Annotated in this window: 10 protein-coding genes; 3 read left to right on the plus strand and 7 right to left on the minus strand. The window is 64.3% G+C overall.

Features of this window, described 5'->3' with window-relative positions:
- Positions 1-10: 10 nt before the first annotated feature.
- The 3 genes from HFRIS_RS15635 to HFRIS_RS15645 all read right to left on the minus strand — a co-directional run bounded on the left by HFRIS_RS15635 (position 11) and on the right by HFRIS_RS15645 (position 5,554).
- The gene (locus HFRIS_RS15635; protein ID WP_006464372.1) at positions 11-1,222 is read right to left on the minus strand and encodes an efflux RND transporter periplasmic adaptor subunit; all 1,212 of its coding nucleotides are present in this window, start codon (positions 1,220-1,222) and stop codon (positions 11-13) included.
- Positions 1,223-1,307: 85 nt separating this feature from the next.
- On the minus strand, positions 1,308-3,956 hold the full coding sequence (gene mdoH, locus HFRIS_RS15640; RefSeq protein WP_006464373.1) for a glucans biosynthesis glucosyltransferase MdoH: 2,649 nt from the start codon (positions 3,954-3,956) through the stop codon (positions 1,308-1,310).
- On the minus strand, positions 3,929-5,554 hold the full coding sequence (locus HFRIS_RS15645) for a glucan biosynthesis protein G (protein ID WP_039876015.1): 1,626 nt from the start codon (positions 5,552-5,554) through the stop codon (positions 3,929-3,931). Before HFRIS_RS15645 ends, mdoH begins: the two co-directional genes overlap by 28 nt.
- Positions 5,555-5,969: 415 nt before the next feature.
- Here HFRIS_RS15645 and HFRIS_RS15650 point away from each other — a divergent pair, with 415 nt between their 5' ends.
- Both HFRIS_RS15650 and HFRIS_RS15655 read left to right on the plus strand, forming a co-directional pair.
- The gene (locus HFRIS_RS15650; protein WP_006464375.1) at positions 5,970-6,464 is read left to right on the plus strand and encodes a dihydrofolate reductase; all 495 of its coding nucleotides are present in this window, start codon (positions 5,970-5,972) and stop codon (positions 6,462-6,464) included.
- A gap of 192 nt (positions 6,465-6,656) precedes the next feature.
- A complete protein-coding gene (locus HFRIS_RS15655) occupies positions 6,657-8,909 on the plus strand; it encodes an arginine/lysine/ornithine decarboxylase (protein WP_006464376.1) in 2,253 nt (750 codons plus the stop codon).
- 146 nt (positions 8,910-9,055) lie between these two features.
- On the opposite strand, the gene HFRIS_RS15660 is transcribed toward HFRIS_RS15655, so the two are convergent.
- Entirely contained in the window at positions 9,056-9,586 is a 531-nt protein-coding gene (locus HFRIS_RS15660; RefSeq protein ID WP_006464377.1) for a chromate transporter, read from the minus strand.
- A complete protein-coding gene (locus HFRIS_RS15665; RefSeq protein WP_039876018.1) occupies positions 9,583-10,221 on the minus strand; it encodes a chromate transporter in 639 nt (212 codons plus the stop codon). Before HFRIS_RS15665 ends, HFRIS_RS15660 begins: the two co-directional genes overlap by 4 nt.
- Positions 10,222-10,327: 106 nt before the next feature.
- Here HFRIS_RS15665 and HFRIS_RS15670 point away from each other — a divergent pair, with 106 nt between their 5' ends.
- Positions 10,328-11,254, plus strand: a complete 927-nt coding sequence (locus HFRIS_RS15670) for a LysR family transcriptional regulator (RefSeq protein ID WP_006464379.1) — start codon at positions 10,328-10,330, stop codon at positions 11,252-11,254.
- A gap of 99 nt (positions 11,255-11,353) precedes the next feature.
- Here the strand turns inward: HFRIS_RS15670 and dcd are convergent, their stop codons facing one another.
- Together dcd and hrpA are read right to left on the minus strand one after the other, a co-directional pair.
- The gene (gene dcd, locus HFRIS_RS15675) at positions 11,354-11,923 is read right to left on the minus strand and encodes a dCTP deaminase (protein WP_006464380.1); all 570 of its coding nucleotides are present in this window, start codon (positions 11,921-11,923) and stop codon (positions 11,354-11,356) included.
- A gap of 122 nt (positions 11,924-12,045) precedes the next feature.
- Entirely contained in the window at positions 12,046-16,137 is a 4,092-nt protein-coding gene (gene hrpA, locus HFRIS_RS15680) for an ATP-dependent RNA helicase HrpA (protein ID WP_006464381.1), read from the minus strand.
- Positions 16,138-16,181: the final 44 nt, after the last annotated feature.

Raw genomic sequence — 16,181 nt, forward strand, 5'->3', positions numbered from 1 at the left:
TGCCTGGCGGCTAGCGTGACGCTGCGCCGGCGGTGGCCGCAGGGGCCGGCGGATTGGCCGGCAACAGCACCTGCTCGCCTTCCTTCAGGCCCGACAGCACCTGGGCGCGCTCGCCATCGCGGATGCCGATCTTGATCTTGCGGCTCTCCAGCTTGCCGTCCTCCAGTACCACCTTCACGGTCTGGGTGCCATCCATGCCGGGCTTGGTCACCAGTGAGCGTGGGATGGTGGGCACACGCTCGGCCCGCGCCAGCACGAAATAGACATCGGCGCTCATGCCGCTCATCAGTTCCCGGCTGGGATTGGCGACATCGAAGAGCACGGTGTAGAAGGCCTTCTTGCCCTGCCGCCCGGAGTCGTCGGTGGGCAGCAGCATGATCTGGCGCAGCTTGCCGCTCCAGCGCTTGCCGGGATAACCGGGGGTGGTGAAGTAGGCGGTCATGCCCTTTTGCAGGCGGGTGACGTCTTCTTCCGATACCGGCACCTGCACCGTCATGCGCGAGAGGTCGGCAATGCGCATCAGGGCTTCCTGGTTGGCGCCCACCATCTGGCCCGGCCGCGCGTTGAGGGTGACGATGGTGCCACTGACCGGCGCTTCGATGCGGGTCTGTTTCTGCACCGCCTCATCCTCGCGGATGGAGGCCTCGGTCTGCTGGATCTGCGCGTTGGTGGCGTCCACCCGGGCCGCCGCCGCATACATGTTCATGCGGCTGGATTCATAGGATTCCTCGCGGGTGGCGTTCTCGGCCTTGAGCTGGGTCTGGCGCTGGAACTGCAGTTGGGCAAAGTCCAGCTGGGCGTTCTGTCCGGCCAGCTCGGCCTTGAGGCGCGCCAGCGTGGCGCGGTTGTTCTCGATGCGACTGCTCTGCACGGCCGGTGCCACCGTGGCCAGCAGGCGACCGGCCTTGACGGCTTCACCGATGACCACATCGACATCCGACAACTGGCCAGCCACCTTGGAGCCGACATCCACATAATCCTGCGCCACCACATTGCCGGTGGCATTGACTACCTGTTCCAGGTCGGCCCGTTCGACGGTGACCGTCTCCAGCTTGACCGGAATCGGCTTGGGCGCCGCTGGCGGCGGCTGCTGGCGCGAATACAGCCAGTAACCACCGCCCAGCACCAGTACCAGCGCCAGCCCGCTCCACCACGCCTTCTGTCGTGCAGGGGCGTGCGAAGTCGGGATGGCGTGGGGCAGTTGATCTTGCGGCTCGGTCATGGTCGCTCGTGGCAAACGCGAAAGATGATGTCAGAAAATGATGACGGCCGAATTTCATCGGCCGTCTCCGGTCCTGTCCGCCCCCTCAGGCGGCCAGCATCGGTGCGTCCTGCCGGGCCAGGGCGACGCGCCAGTCCGGGTGGACTTCCGGGACGCCGCTCCAGACCGCCTGGTGCAGCTGAGACAGCAGACCCGGCTCTTCCAGGATGCTGTTCTTCTGCTTGTCGTTGAGCGCGTCCGGCCCGTCCTTGAGCGCGGTGCGCACCAGCTTCTCGCGCAGGTGCTGCGTCAGTTGCGGCACCTGCGGATGGGCATGCGCAGTGGCACACACCAGGGCATTGAAGGCGGGATCGACCACCGCTTCCACGAAGCCCGGCAACGCCGGTGTTTCTTCATGGTGGCGCACGGTCTCGCGCAATTCGAAGGGTGGCGAGGTCTCTTCGGGAATCTTGAACAGACCGGCGCGACGGAAGCCACGGCCAAAGCTGACCCGCGAGGACAGCACCGACACCGGCACCGACACCGCCAGCGAACCGGCGATCGGGATCAGCCACCAGATGAAGGACGGGTTGAGCCAGTACACCAGCGCGCCCCAGGCCACGCCCAGCAACGAATGCCAGCCATGGCGGCGCAGCGCCTCGCCCCAGCCGGTTTCATTGTCGGCGCGCGGCGGCGACTTCCAGCCGGCATTCCAGCCCAGGAAGGCGCCCAGCACGAAGCGGGTGTGGAACAGCATGCGCACCGGCGCCAGCGCCATCGAGAACAGCAGTTCGATCACCATGCTCAGGAACAGGGCCAGCGCGCCGCCGAAGCCACGCGCGCCCTTCACTGCGAACAGCAATACCGCCAGGATCTTGGGCAGGAACAGGATGGTGGCAGTGGCCGAGACCAGCGCCAGGGCCTTCTCCGGATGCCATTCGGGCCAGATCGGGAACAGCTGGCGCGGCGCCGTGAAGTATTGCGGGTCGATCAGCGTATGCGCGGCCAGCAATACCGTGGACAGGATCAGGAACAGCCCCCACAGCGGCGCCGAGACATAGGCCATCACACCGGTGACGAACACGGCACGGTGCACCACGTGCATGCCACGCGCCAGGAACAGGCGGAAGTTCATCAGATTGCCCTGGCACCAGCGACGGTCGCGGCTCAGTTCGTCGAGCAGGTTGGGCGGCATTTCCTCGTAGCTGCCGTCGAGATCGTAGGCGATCCACACCGACCAGCCGGCGCGCCGCATCAGCGAGGCCTCGACGAAGTCGTGCGACATGATCGGCCCGGACAGGTTGCCCTTGCCCGGCAGCGGCGCCAGCGCGCAGTACTTCATGAAGGGCTGCAGACGGATGATGGCGTTGTGCCCCCAGAAGTGCGACTCGCCCAGTTGCCAGTAATGCAGGCCGGCAGTGAACAGCGGTCCATAGACGCGGGTCGAGAACTGCTGGATGCGGGCATACAGCGTGTCACGTCCGGCCGCGCGCGGTGCGGTCTGGATGATGCCGGCGCCGGGATGGGCTTCCATCAGGCGGGTCAGCTTGGTCAGGCATTCGCCGGTCATGACGCTGTCGGCGTCCAGCACCACCATGTAGCGGTAATCGGCACCCCAGCGACGGCAGAAGTCGTCCAGATTGCCGCTCTTGCGCTTGACGCGGCGGCGGCGGTGGCGATAGAAGATGCGCCCGAAGCCGCCGGTCTCGCGGCACAAGCGATTCCAGGCGGCGGTTTCAGCCGCGCAGATATCGGCTTCGCCACTGTCGGAGAGGATGAAGAAATCGAAATGCGCGATCTGGCCGGTGCGCTCCAGCGACTCGTAGGTCGCCCGCAGGCCGGCGAAGACGCGTGCCACGTCCTCGTTGCAGATGGGCATGACGATGGCCGTGCGCGCTTCTTTCGCGATCTCGGTGTTGCCGGCCTTCTCGTGCGAGATGAGGTACTTGTCGTCACCGCGCATGAGGACCAGGAAGCCCGTCATGGCCGTCCAGAAACCCGCCGACACCCACAGGAACAGCAGGCCGAACAGGAACAGCACCACCATCTCCAGCGGCTTGGTGCCGTGGTAGGGCAGCACGTCGCTCATGAAATAGGTGGCCATCGAGGTCTGCAGGACCATCAGGATCAGCAGCGTGATGCGGCGTACGTTGCCGGTGTGCTGCCAGTGCCCCTTGGGATCAGGCGCCTCGGACTGGTCGAGGTGATCTTCGATGTAACGCGGTTCATCATCCACCGCTGCCGGCACCGGCTCGGCCAGCTTGGCGCGGCCCTTGCGGGCGCGACGCCAGCGGCTGGGGCGACGCTCCAGGCGGCGGTTTTCTTCCTCCACCCAGCGCGAGAAGGGATTGAGTTCACCCCAGGGACGCGGGACCATGGACTTGCGGTGCATGGGCGGCCCGACCGGAATGTGCGGCTGGCCGCGCTCCTGGCTGATGGGCGGCACGACGCTGCCGGCCTCGGCAGGGTCGGTGCTATCGGTCGCGCCGTCGGTATGGGATTGCGGATACATCAGGCGCAAGCGTGCGTCCACCGACGCCTGGGCTGCAGCTGCAACAAGTTGCACATCGCGCCCGGAAGCCTCGGCCAGCACGCGGTGCAGGTCGGCCACCGGATCACCGGAGCCGATCGCACCCGCCCGCGCCGCCAGGTCCTGGCGTTGTTCAGGCGACAGCGGCAGGCGCGCGAGGTAATCCTCGAGCGCCTGCGAGGCTGCCGAAGTCTGCCTTAGTTGGGGGGTAATATGTAGCTCCACGTTTCAGACAAGGTTGTGCCGCCATTGGCATTGCGCAGGAAACCGCGCAGCTCGACAGGCTTGTTTTCTTCCAGCCGGCGCAGCTTGACTTCCACGCGCCAGCCGCCGGTCATTTCATTCTTGCGTGTGGTCACGCTGGCCAGCTTGCCGTTGGCATCGGCCTCGACCACGCCTTCCACGCGCGCATTGGCCGGCAGCTTCTTGAGACTGCCACCATCGAAATCGATGGCCAGTTGCTGCACCTCGTCGGCCTTGCCTTCCTGCTTGGGACGATAGCCGTGACCGAACAGGGTCTGCGTGACGAAGGCCAGCGGCGGACGTTTTTCATTGTCCTTCTGCCAGGACAGGCGGTATTCCACATTGAACGGTTGACCCGGCTTGGGCAGGGTGTTCGGAATCCAGTAGGCCACGATGTTGTCGTTGGTCTCGTCCGGCGTGGGAATCTGGACCAGCTCCACGCGGCCCGAACCCCACTTGCCCTTGGGCTCGACCCAGGCGCTGGGGCGGGCCTGGTAGTTGTAGTCCAGGTCTTCGTAGTGCGAGAAACTGCGATCGCGCTGCATCAGGCCGAAGCCCAGCGGATTGTCGAAGGAGAAGGACGTCACCAGCAGACGCTTGGGATTCACCAGCGGACGCCACAGCCATTCGCCGGTGCCGGACTGCATCGACAGGCCGTCCGAGTCATGCACTTCCGGACGGAAGTCGTCGGCCGGGCCGGGCTGGTTCTCGCCGAACAGGAACATGCTGGTCAGCGGCGCAATACCCAGCTTCGTGACATTGCTGCGCAGGTAGAGCTGGGCCTTGACGTCCATCACGGTATCGACGCCCGGCTTGAGCACGAAGCGGTAGGCACCGGTGGCGCGGGGGGAATCCAGCAGCGCATAGATCACCAGTTCCTTGGCATCCCCCGAGGGACGCTCCAGCCAGAACTCGGTGAAGCGCGGGAATTCCTCCCCCGAATAGAGCGCCGTATCGATCGCCAGGCCACGCGCCGACAGGCCATAGCTCTGGCCGCGACCCATGGCGCGGAAGTAGCTGGCGCCATGGAAGGTCAGCACGTCATCCTTGACCTTGGCCGAGTTCAGCGGGAAGCGGATGCGGAAACCCGCAAAGCCGAGATTGCGCAGGCTGCGCTGATCCACGCTGCGATTGGCGCTGTAGTCGAACAGGGCCGGATTGAAATGGATTTCGCGCACGGCGTCGCCGACCACTTCATTGACCTTGACCGGCTCGGTGTAGCTGGCGCCGAGGTGGATGAAGGACAGCTCGAAGGGCAGCTTCTGGGCACGCCACCAGGACTTGTCGTCGCGGAAGTAGATCTGGCTGGCCTGCTCGTAGCTCAGGTCCTTGAGCGACTTGGGCAGGTCATCGGAGGGTTTCTTGTAGGACTTGCCGGCCAGCGCCTTGGCGCGTGCGGCAACGGTATTGAAATCGAAGGCCAGGGCGGCTTGCGGTAGGGCCAGGGCCAGCAGACCGGCGAGGGTCGCGGGCGCGGCCAGACGGCGCCACCAGGTCGATCGTGTGGTGCTGGACGGGGAGGATGGTCCCGCGCCAGGCCCGGAGGTGGTGTGAAGCAGCATTATTGTTTTGTCTGACATGCAATTTTCTGGTTAAGAGCCCCGGCTGACGCTCTGGGCTGCGCCGAACTGGAAAGCAGGCGCTAGTTTACCCAAATGTGGCGGGGATTGTTCGCAAGTTCGCAGGGCGTTGGCATGGTTCCGGCATTTCCGGACCATGCCAGCGATGTTTCCGGAATGAAAATATCACTGCTGGCTGGCAGGCCGCTGACGAGCTCGTTCGGCTGCCGGTGTCAGGTATAAGGGCAGGTGCAGGTGCAGAAAGTTCCGTGCCGCAGCATGGCTGCTGTAACATTATGCGTCTGAATAAATCGTCACCGGCCCATGGCCGGCCCGCTGCGACCGATTCAGGGCCATCCAGGCCAATCAGACCAGTCCAGGCTGATTTGAGCGGCCTCGACCACCTTCCACTCCATTCAGGCAAGAACGCATCCGCATGACCACACCTTCCGGCCAGCTCACCATCGTCGTCGCCACCGACCTCAACAACGGCATCGGCATCAACAACACCTTGCCCTGGCGCCTGCCGGAAGACCTGGCCCACTTCAAGCGCACCACCTCGGGGCATGCCATCCTGATGGGCCGCAAGACCTTCGAATCGATCGGTCGGCCGTTGCCCAATCGCCGCAACATCGTCATCACCCGCAATGCCGACTGGCAACACGACGGCGTGGAAACCGCGACCTCGCTGCAGGCGGCTGCAGCCCTGGCCGGCGACGCCCCGGCCTTCATCATCGGCGGTGCCCAGATCTATGCCGAGGCCCTGCCGCTGGTGGACCGCCTCATCATCACGCGCATCGCCGGCAGTTTCGACTGCGATGCCTTCTTCCCGGCCATCGACGAGCAGCGTTGGCAGGAGACGGCGCGCGAGGAACACCACTCCGAAACTTCCGGATTGGACTACGCTTTTGTGACGTACCAAAGACGTTGAATCGGGTCCGGACAGCGGCTGTTGTTTTTTCCCGTTTTTGCTTAAACTGCGCACCTCTTTAGCGCATATCTGCGACAATCCCGCTTTCATTTTTTCCGGCGCGCAAGCACTGCCAGCCCAGGCGCTCTTCTTTTCACCCCTGCGCGCGTCCGCCTACCCGGCGCCCCACGCGCGCGAAGCCTGGAGAATTCCATGAAATTCCGATTCCCCATCGTCATCATCGACGAAGACTTCCGCTCCGAGAACACCTCGGGCCTGGGCATCCGCGCCCTGGCTGACGCCATCGAAGCCGAAGGCATGGAAGTGCTGGGCGTGACCAGCTACGGCGACCTGGCCCAGTTCGCACAACAGCAGTCGCGCGCCTCGGCCTTCATCCTGTCCATCGACGACGAGGAAATGGGGGCCGGCTCCGACGAGGAAACCGACCACGCCCTCAAGGCCCTGCGCGCCTTCGTCAGCGAGATCCGCCACAAGAACGCCGACATCCCCATCTATCTCTACGGTGAAACCCGCACCTCGCGCCACATCCCCAATGATGTGCTGCGTGAACTGCACGGCTTCATCCACATGTTCGAAGACACCCCGGAGTTCGTGGCCCGCCACATCATCCGTGAAGCCAAGTCCTACCTGGACGGCCTGGCCCCGCCCTTCTTCCGCGCCCTGGTCGATTACGCCCAGGATGGCTCCTATTCCTGGCACTGCCCCGGCCACTCCGGTGGCGTGGCCTTCCTGAAGTCGCCCGTGGGCCAGATGTTCCACCAGTTCTTCGGCGAGCGCATGCTGCGCGCCGACGTCTGCAACGCCGTGGAAGAACTGGGCCAGCTGCTGGACCACACCGGCCCGGTGGCCAATTCGGAACGCAATGCGGCGCGCATCTTCAATGCCGACCACTGCTACTTCGTCACCAACGGTACCTCGACCTCCAACAAGATGGTGTGGCACTCCACCGTCGCCCCCGGCGACATCGTGGTGGTGGACCGCAACTGCCACAAGTCCATCCTGCACTCCATCATCATGACCGGCGCGATTCCCGTGTTCCTGATGCCCACCCGCAATCACCTGGGCATCATCGGACCGATCCCGCTGGAAGAGTTCACCCTGGAAAGCATCCAGCGCAAGATCGAAGCCAACCCCTTCGCCCGCGAAGCCAAGAACAAGAAGCCGCGCATCCTGACCATCACCCAGTCGACCTATGACGGCGTGGTCTACAACGTCGAAACCCTGAAGGACATGCTCGACGGCGAAATCGAGACCCTGCACTTCGATGAAGCCTGGCTGCCGCACGCCACCTTCCACGACTTCTACAAGGACATGCACGCCATCGGCAAGGACCGCCCGCGCGCCAAGAAGTCACTGATCTTCTCGACCCAGTCGACCCACAAGCTGCTGGCCGGCCTGTCGCAGGCCTCGCAGATCCTGGTGCGTGAATCGGAAACCGTGAAGCTGGACGAGGATGCCTTCAACGAGGCCTTCCTGATGCACACCTCGACCTCGCCGCAATACTCCATCATCGCCTCCTGCGACGTCGCCGCGGCCATGATGGAAGCCCCCGGCGGCACGGCGCTGGTGGAAGAAAGCATCATCGAGGCGCTCGACTTCCGCCGCGCCATGAAGAAGATCGACCAGGAGTTCGGCGATGAATGGTGGTTCCAGGTCTGGGGCCCCAACAGCTTCGCCGCCGACGGCATCGGCGAGCGCGAAGACTGGGTCATCAAGGCCGAGGACGACTGGCACGGCTTCGGCGACCTGGCACCGGGCTTCAACATGCTGGACCCGATCAAGGCCACCATCGTCACCCCCGGCCTGGCCCTGAACGGCCAGTTCGGCGAGACCGGCATCCCGGCCTCCATCGTGACCAAGTACCTGGCCGAGCACGGCGTGATCGTGGAAAAGTGCGGCCTGTATTCCTTCTTCATCATGTTCACCATCGGCATCACCAAGGGCCGCTGGAACACGCTGGTGACGGCGCTGCAGCAGTTCAAGGACGACTACGACAAGAACCAGCCGATCTGGCGCATCCTGCCCGAGTTCGCCCAGCGCAACCCGCGCTACGAGCGCCTGGGCCTGCGCGACCTGTGCCAGCAGATCCACGAGACCTACCGTGCCTACGACGTGGCCCGCCTGACCACCGAGATGTATCTCTCGGACATGCAACCGGCCATGAAGCCCTCGGATGCCTTCGCCAAGATGGCCCACCGCGAGATCGACCGCGTCCCCCTGGATGAACTCGAAGGCCGCGTCACCTCGATCCTGCTGACCCCGTATCCGCCCGGTATTCCGCTGCTGATCCCGGGCGAAATCTTCAACAAGACCATCGTCGATTACCTGAAGTTCGCCCGTGATTTCAACGAGAAATTCCCTGGCTTCGAAACCGACGTGCACGGTCTTGTCAAGCGCGAAGTCAACGGCCGCCGCGATTACTTCGTGGATTGCGTCAAGCAATAAGCCTCAGCGCTGACGTAAAAAAACAGCCGATGCCTGCGAAGGCATCGGCTGTTTTCTTTTCGGGATCGACATACCCACTCCCGTTCGGACTGAGTAGCGGCTCTGCCGCGTATCGAAGGCGCAGGGACTCCGCGCCAGCCGCGCGGTCAGAAAGTGCCGAGATAGAAGAAACCCGCCAAGGCCCCGCCAAACAATAACCACAACGGATGGATCTTGGTCTTGAGCGCGATGATGGCGGTAGCCGCCGTAATCGCCGCCAGGAAGCCATGGGTGATCGAGGCCTGGGCGATCAGCAACGCCGATGCCGCCACCAATCCGCCGGTCACCGGGAGCAGCCCGGCCTGCACGTGACGCCGCCAGGGCTTGTCCTTGAACCTCTCCCACACGTGAAGCATGATGATGGTGATGATGGACGACGGCCCGAACTTGGCCAGGCTGGTCACCAGCATCCCCCAGAAGCCGGCCACATGCCAGCCCACCAGCGTCACCACCATCAGGTTGGGACCGGGCGCGGCCTGGCCCAGGGCAAACAGGGCACTGAAATCCTCGGCCGTCATCCAGTGATGCACCTCCACCACCTGGCGCTGCATCTCCGGCAGGATGGTATTGCCGCCACCGAAGGCCAGCACCGACAACTGCGTGAAGATGATGGCCAATGCGATCAGGGTCTGGCTCATTGCGCGCCCTCCTTCTTGGCTGTGTCCTTGACGCTATCCTTGGCGGCGGAGACCTGCGGCCTGGCGGCGAAACGCTCGCCGTAACGGGCGGTCAGGATCACGCTGATCGGCGTCATCACCAGCATCACCCACAGCAGCGGGATGCGCAGCAAGGCGATGGCCACGAAGCAGACGATGGCCACCCCGGCCAGCACCAGGTTCTTGCGCAGCGGCAGCGCGATCTTCACCGCCATCTGGATCAGCAGCCCGGCCGCGGCCGCGGCCAGTCCGGCGAAGAGGTGCTTGACGTTGGGGTCATGCTGGAAGTGCTGGTAGATCATGCCCAGCAGGATCACCACCATGGACGGCACCGCGATCAGTCCGGTGATGCCTGCCAGCGCGCCCTTCCAGCCGCGGAATTTCATGCCCAGCGCCACCGACAGGTTGATGATGTTGCCGCCCGGCAGAAACTGGCACAGCCCCAGCAGCTCCACGAATTCGGGTTCGGTCAGCCAGCGCCGCCGTTCCACGATCATGCGATGCGCCAGCGGCAGCGCACCGCCGAAGGCGGTCATGCCCAGGCCGAGGAAGCCCAGGAACAGTTCTCTGGTAGTGGGGACAGGCCGCTCTGGGGCCAGGGGATCGGGAGTGCTCATCGTCGTCTCATGCAGGCGCGGCGTGATTGCCGCATGCATGAAAGGCTACTCTTGGGGAGGGTTTTTGTCTAATATATGTCAGATAGCCTATCCATATTAATACGATATGTCACCTGCCATCGACCTGCGCCTGCTGCGCTATTTCATCGCCGTTGCCGAAGAGGGCCACCTGACCAAGGCAGCCGAACGCATCGGCATCCAGCAACCGCCGCTGTCGCAGCAGATCCGCGTGCTGGAGCGCGAGCTGGGCGTGACCCTGTTCAATCGCCTGCCACGCGGCATGGAGCTGACCGACAGCGGCGCCGCCCTGCTCGTCGACGCTCGCGCCCTGCTGGCGCAGCTGGATACCACGGTGGCCAGCGTGCGCCGCATCGCCCAGGGCAAGATGGGGCGCATCGCGGTGGGATTCACCGAATCGGCCTCGCTGCATCCCTTCGTGCATTCGGTGATCCGCGCCTTCCGCGCCGATGCGCCGGACGTGATCATGACGGTGGAAGAGAGCAATACCAACGAACTGATCGAATCACTGCGCGGCAAGCGGCTCGACCTCGCCTTCGTGCGTTCGCCGGTGGGCGACGCCAGCGGGCTGACGATAGAGACCATGCTGGTGGAAGACATGGTCGCCGCGCTACCCATCGACCATCCGCTGGCCGACGGCGGCAAGCGCAAGAGCATCGCCCTGCACGCCCTGGCCGAGGAATCCTTCATCATGACGCGCCGGCCCAACGGCCCGGGCCTGTACGACACCATCATCGCCGCCTGCCACGCGGCCGGCTTCTCGCCACAGGTGCTCCAGGAGGCGCGCAAGAATCTCTCGACGCTATCGCTGGTCGCGGCAGGCGTCGGTGTGGCGGTGATCCCGGCGTCGATGACACGGGTCAATGCGGAGGGGGTGGTGTATCTCAAGCTGACCGGCGCCTCGGACCTGAAAGCCCCGCTGCACCTGGCCTACCGGACCGGCAGCATCAGCGGCGCTGCGCGGCTGATGCGGGAAGAGGCGTTGAAACTGAGCGCCGGCCGCAAGCGCCGTTGAACACGTGCGACATATGGCAGAAGCGCAATCCATACAAAGAAGGCTTCCCGCAGGAAGCCTTCTTCGTAAATCGTTTATCAGCTTGACGCCGCGACGCGCTCAGGTCTTGGGCAAGGTCACGCCATGCTGGCCCTGGTACTTGCCGCCGCGATCCTTGTAGGAGGTCTCGCAGATTTCATCGCTCTCGAAGAACAGCACCTGGGCACAGCCTTCGCCAGCGTAGATCTTGGCCGGCAGCGGCGTGGTATTGGAAAACTCCAGGGTGACGTAGCCTTCCCATTCCGGCTCGAAGGGGGTGACGTTGACGATGATGCCGCAGCGCGCATAGGTGGACTTGCCCAGGCAGATGGTCAGCACGCTACGCGGGATGCGGAAGTATTCGACGGTACGGGCCAGCGCGAAGGAGTTGGGCGGGATGATGCAGACATCGCCCTTGAAATCCACGAAGGATTTCTCGTCGAAGTTCTTTGGATCGACGATGGTGGAATTGATGTTGGTGAAGATCTTGAATTCATCGGCGCAGCGAATATCGTAGCCATAGGACGAGGTGCCATAGGAAACGATCTTGGCCCCGTCCGCCGACTGGCGCACCTGCCCCGGCTCGAAGGGTTCGATCATTCCTTCCTGCTCCGCCATGCGGCGGATCCACTTGTCTGACTTGATGGCCATGGTGTTCGACGTACTCGACTGATTCAAAGAATCACGCATTTTACGCGAAAAACGGTGGAAATTGGCTGAATCGCAGCGTGGAAGCGGTTTTCGGGCCGTGCCACGCTGCCACAATCACGTACCTAGCGCTGCATGCTCTCCCACACCTTCTGCAAGCGCTTCACCGACACCGGCATAGGCGTCTTCAGCTCCTGCGCATACAGCGACACACGCAATTCCTCCAGCATCCAGCGGAACTCGGTCATCTTGGGATCGGCCCGGCCGGCGCGGTCCTTCAAGGCACGCTGGTAAGGCAGCGCCACCGAGTTCCACTCGCCCAACAGGCGCGTATCACGGGCCGGGTCGGCGCGCAGCTTGTCCAGGCGCACGTTGATGGCCTTGAGGTAGCGCGGATAGTGGCTGAGGTTGCCATAGTCGGTCTCGGCCACGAAGCGCTTGCCCACCAGTTGCGAAAGCTGCGCCTGCATGTCAGCCGCGGCCTGAGCGTGGGCCTTGATGCCTTGCAGCTTCTTGGGCAGGGCATGATATTCGGCCAGGATCTGGCCACACAGGCGGGCGATCTCGTTGACCAGCAGGCCCAGGCGGGCCTTGCCTTCGTCGCGCCGACGATTGAATTCGTCCGCATTGCGCGGCAGCGGGTCCTGCAGGAAGGCGCGTTCCAGGCCGGCATTCAGGATCTGCTCGCGCAATTCTTCCTGCGATCCCAGGGCCATGAATTGCATGCCCATCTGCTGCAGGCCGGGGATGTTCTTCTCCAGATACTTCAACTGCTCCTTCATCTGCAGCGCGAACAGGCGGCGCAGGCCGGCGTAATGGAAGCGCGCAGCCTCGGCCGGGTCGTCGAAGACTTCCAGGTCGCAATGCGTCTTGCGGTCCACCAGCGCCGGGAATCCGATCAGGGTCTGTGCCTGCTTGCCGCTGCCTCGGGTGATTTCCAGCAGTTCGGGCAGCTCGCCGAAGCTCCAGCCGGTGAGGTTGCTGTACTCGCCTGTGGAAGCCGGTGCAGCGTTTGTCGATGCCGCGGCGGTAGAGGTGGCGGCTCCCTTGGGCGCTGCCTTCTGGGTCGCCGGCGCGGCAGCCTCGTCGTCGCTGTCGTCACGCGGTGCGATGGCCACCTGCTCGGCCAGCTTCTGGAACTGCTGGCGGGCCTGGCCGCCAAACTCGGCCTGCAGGGCGGCGAGGTTGCGGCCCATTTCCAGCTGACGACCATGTTCGTCGATGATCTTGAAGTTCATCGCGTGGTGGGCCGACAGCGTCTCCTGCTTGAAGTCGCTGGGCTTGACCAGGAGCGTGATCTGTTCGCGGATGTCGGCGATGATGGCGTCGATCAGGTTGCCGCGTCCGAAGGTCTTGCGCTCTTCCATGCGCTCGCTGAAACGCGCTGCGTAATCGGGCAGCGGCACGCAGTGGCGGCGCAGTTTCTGCGGCAGGGATTTCAGCAGCAGATGCACCTTTTCCTTGAGCATGCCCGGTACCAGCCATTCACAGCGGTCCGCCGAGACCTGGTTCAGGGCATACAGCGGCACGGTCAGGGTGACGCCGTCACGCGGGGCGCCCGGTTCGAAGTGGTAGGACAGCGCCATGGCGATGCCGGCCACGTTCATGGTCTTGGGGAAGAGCTCGGTGGTGACGCCGGCCGCCTCGTGGCGCATCAGGTCGTCGCGGTTCAGGTAGAGCAGCTTGGGATCGGCGGCGGTGGCCTGCTTGTGCCACTTCTCGAAGTCCACGCCGTTGCAGATGTCGTGCGGGATCAGCTTGTCGTAGAAACCGCTGATGAGCTCGTCATCCACCAGCACGTCCAGGCGGCGCGACTTGTGTTCCAGGTTCTCGATCTCGCGGACCAGCTTCTGGTTGTGCGCGAAGAACGGGGCACGGGTCTCGAAGTCGCCACCGACCAGGCCATCACGGATGAAGATCTCGCGGGCCTCGGCCGGGTTGATGTTGCCGTAGTTGATGCGGCGCTGGCTGTAAACCACCAGTCCGTAGAGCGTGGCGCGTTCGGAGGCGGTGACTTGCGCCGCGCGCTTTTCCCAGCGCGGCTCGCCCCAGGATTTCTTCAGCAGGTGGCCGCCCAGCTTTTCCAGCCACTCGGGCTGGATGTTGGCCACGCAGCGGGCATACAGGCGGGCGGTATCGACCAGTTCGGCGGCCATCACCCAGCGGCCGGGCTTCTTGGTGAGGTGCGCGCCGGGCCAGATGTTGAACTTGATGCCGCGTGCGCCCAGGTATTGCGCATCGTCCTCGCTCTTGAAGCCGACATTGCCCAGCAGGCCGGTCAGCAGCGCCAGGTGCAGCTGGTCATAGGTGGCCGCGGCTTCGTTCAGGCGCCAGCCCTGTTCCTTGACGATGGTCAGCAATTGCGAGTGGACGTCGCGCCACTCGCGCAGGCGCAACTGCGAGAGGAAGTTCTCGCGGCAGTGTTCCTGCAGCTGGCGATTGGATTTCTTGTGGGCGATGGCTTCTTCGAACCATTTCCAGATCTTCAGGTAGCTGGCGAACTCGGATTTCTCATCGGCGAATTTCTTGTGCGCGTTGTCGGCCGCGTTCTGCGCGTCCATGGGCCGGTCACGCGGGTCCTGCACCGAGACGGCGGCGGCGATGATCAGCAATTCGGTCAGGCAGGCATTGTCGCGACCGGCCAGGATCATGCGGCCCACACGCGGGTCCAGCGGCAGGCGCGCCAGCTGCTTGCCCAGGGGCGTGAGGCGGTTCACGCCGTCCTGCTCTTCTACCGCGCCCAGCTCCTGCAGCAGTTGGTAGCCATCGGCGATGGCGCGCCCCAGGGGTGGTTCGATGAAGGGGAAGCTCTCCACGTCCGTCAGGTGCAGCGACTTCATGCGCAGGATGACCGAGGCCAGCGAGGAGCGCAGGATTTCCGGGTCGGTGAACTTGGGGCGCTGCAGGAAATCCTGCTCGTCATACAGACGGATACACACCCCCGCCGCCACCCGGCCGCAACGGCCGGCGCGCTGGTTGGCGGCCGATTGCGCCACCGGTTCGATCTGCAGCTGTTCGACCTTGTTGCGATAGCTGTAGCGCTTCACGCGTGCCAGGCCGGCATCGACCACGTAGCGGATGCCCGGCACCGTCAGCGAGGTCTCGGCCACGTTGGTGGCCAGCACGATGCGTCGGGCATTGCTGGTCTTGAAGACGCGCTCCTGGTCCTGTGCCGACAGGCGGGCAAACAGCGGCAGGATTTCCACATGCGGCGGATGGTGCTTGCGCAGGGCTTCGGCGGCGTCGCGAATCTCGCGCTCGCCGGGCAGAAATACCAGCACGTCGCCGGAACCGATGCGGGCCAGCTCATCGACGGCATCGACCACGGCATCCATCAGGTCGCGTTGTTCGCGGTCCTTCTGGGCCTGGCTGGCACGGCCTTCGGCACGGGCGCGGGCCTGCGCCACCTCGGTGGAGACGCCGCTGCGGTCGGCGTTGTCGATGGGCCGATAGCGGATTTCCACCGGATACAGACGACCCGAGACCTCGATCACCGGGGCCGGTACGATCTCGCCCTGGACCTCGCGGCCGAAATGGCGGGCGAAGCGGTCGGCGTCGATGGTGGCCGAGGTGATGATGATCTTCAGGTCGGGACGCCGGGGCAGCAATTGCTTGAGGTAGCCCAGCAGGAAATCGATGTTGAGGCTGCGTTCATGCGCCTCGTCGATGATGATGGTGTCGTACTGGCGCAAGAGCGGATCGGTCTGGGTCTCGGCCAGCAGGATGCCGTCGGTCATCAGCTTGATCCAGGCGCCCTTGGACAGGGTGTCATTGAAACGCACCTTGTAGCCCACCAGCTCACCGGGCGGGGAATTGAGTTCCTGGGCGATGCGCTTGGCGGTGGATGAGGCGGCGATGCGGCGCGGCTGGGTGTGGCCAATCAAGCCCTTTTCGCCACGGCCCAGCTCCAGGCATATCTTGGGCAACTGGGTGGTCTTGCCGGAACCGGTCTCGCCACTGACGATGACGACCTGATGGCGGCGCAGCGCCTCGGCGATCTCGTGGCGGCGGCCGGAGACCGGCAGCTCTTCCGGGAAGGTTACCGGCGGCAGCGGGTTGCGCAGCGGTGGCGCGGCATCAGCGGCATCAGCGGCAGGATCGGCGCGGCGCGGGGCGCGGCCATCGCGGCCATTGCGCTCATTGCGCGGGCGCTCCTGCTGCGGGTTCTTCTGCGGCTCGGCGCCGGGCGTGGTGGTGGGTGCTTTGGTAACGGACATGAGGCCGACATTATACCTGCCACGGCCCGCCCGGTCAGGCTGCA

It is taken from the genome of Herbaspirillum frisingense GSF30 (genome assembly GCF_000300975.2).
Lineage (GTDB): Bacteria > Pseudomonadota > Gammaproteobacteria > Burkholderiales > Burkholderiaceae_D > Herbaspirillum > Herbaspirillum frisingense.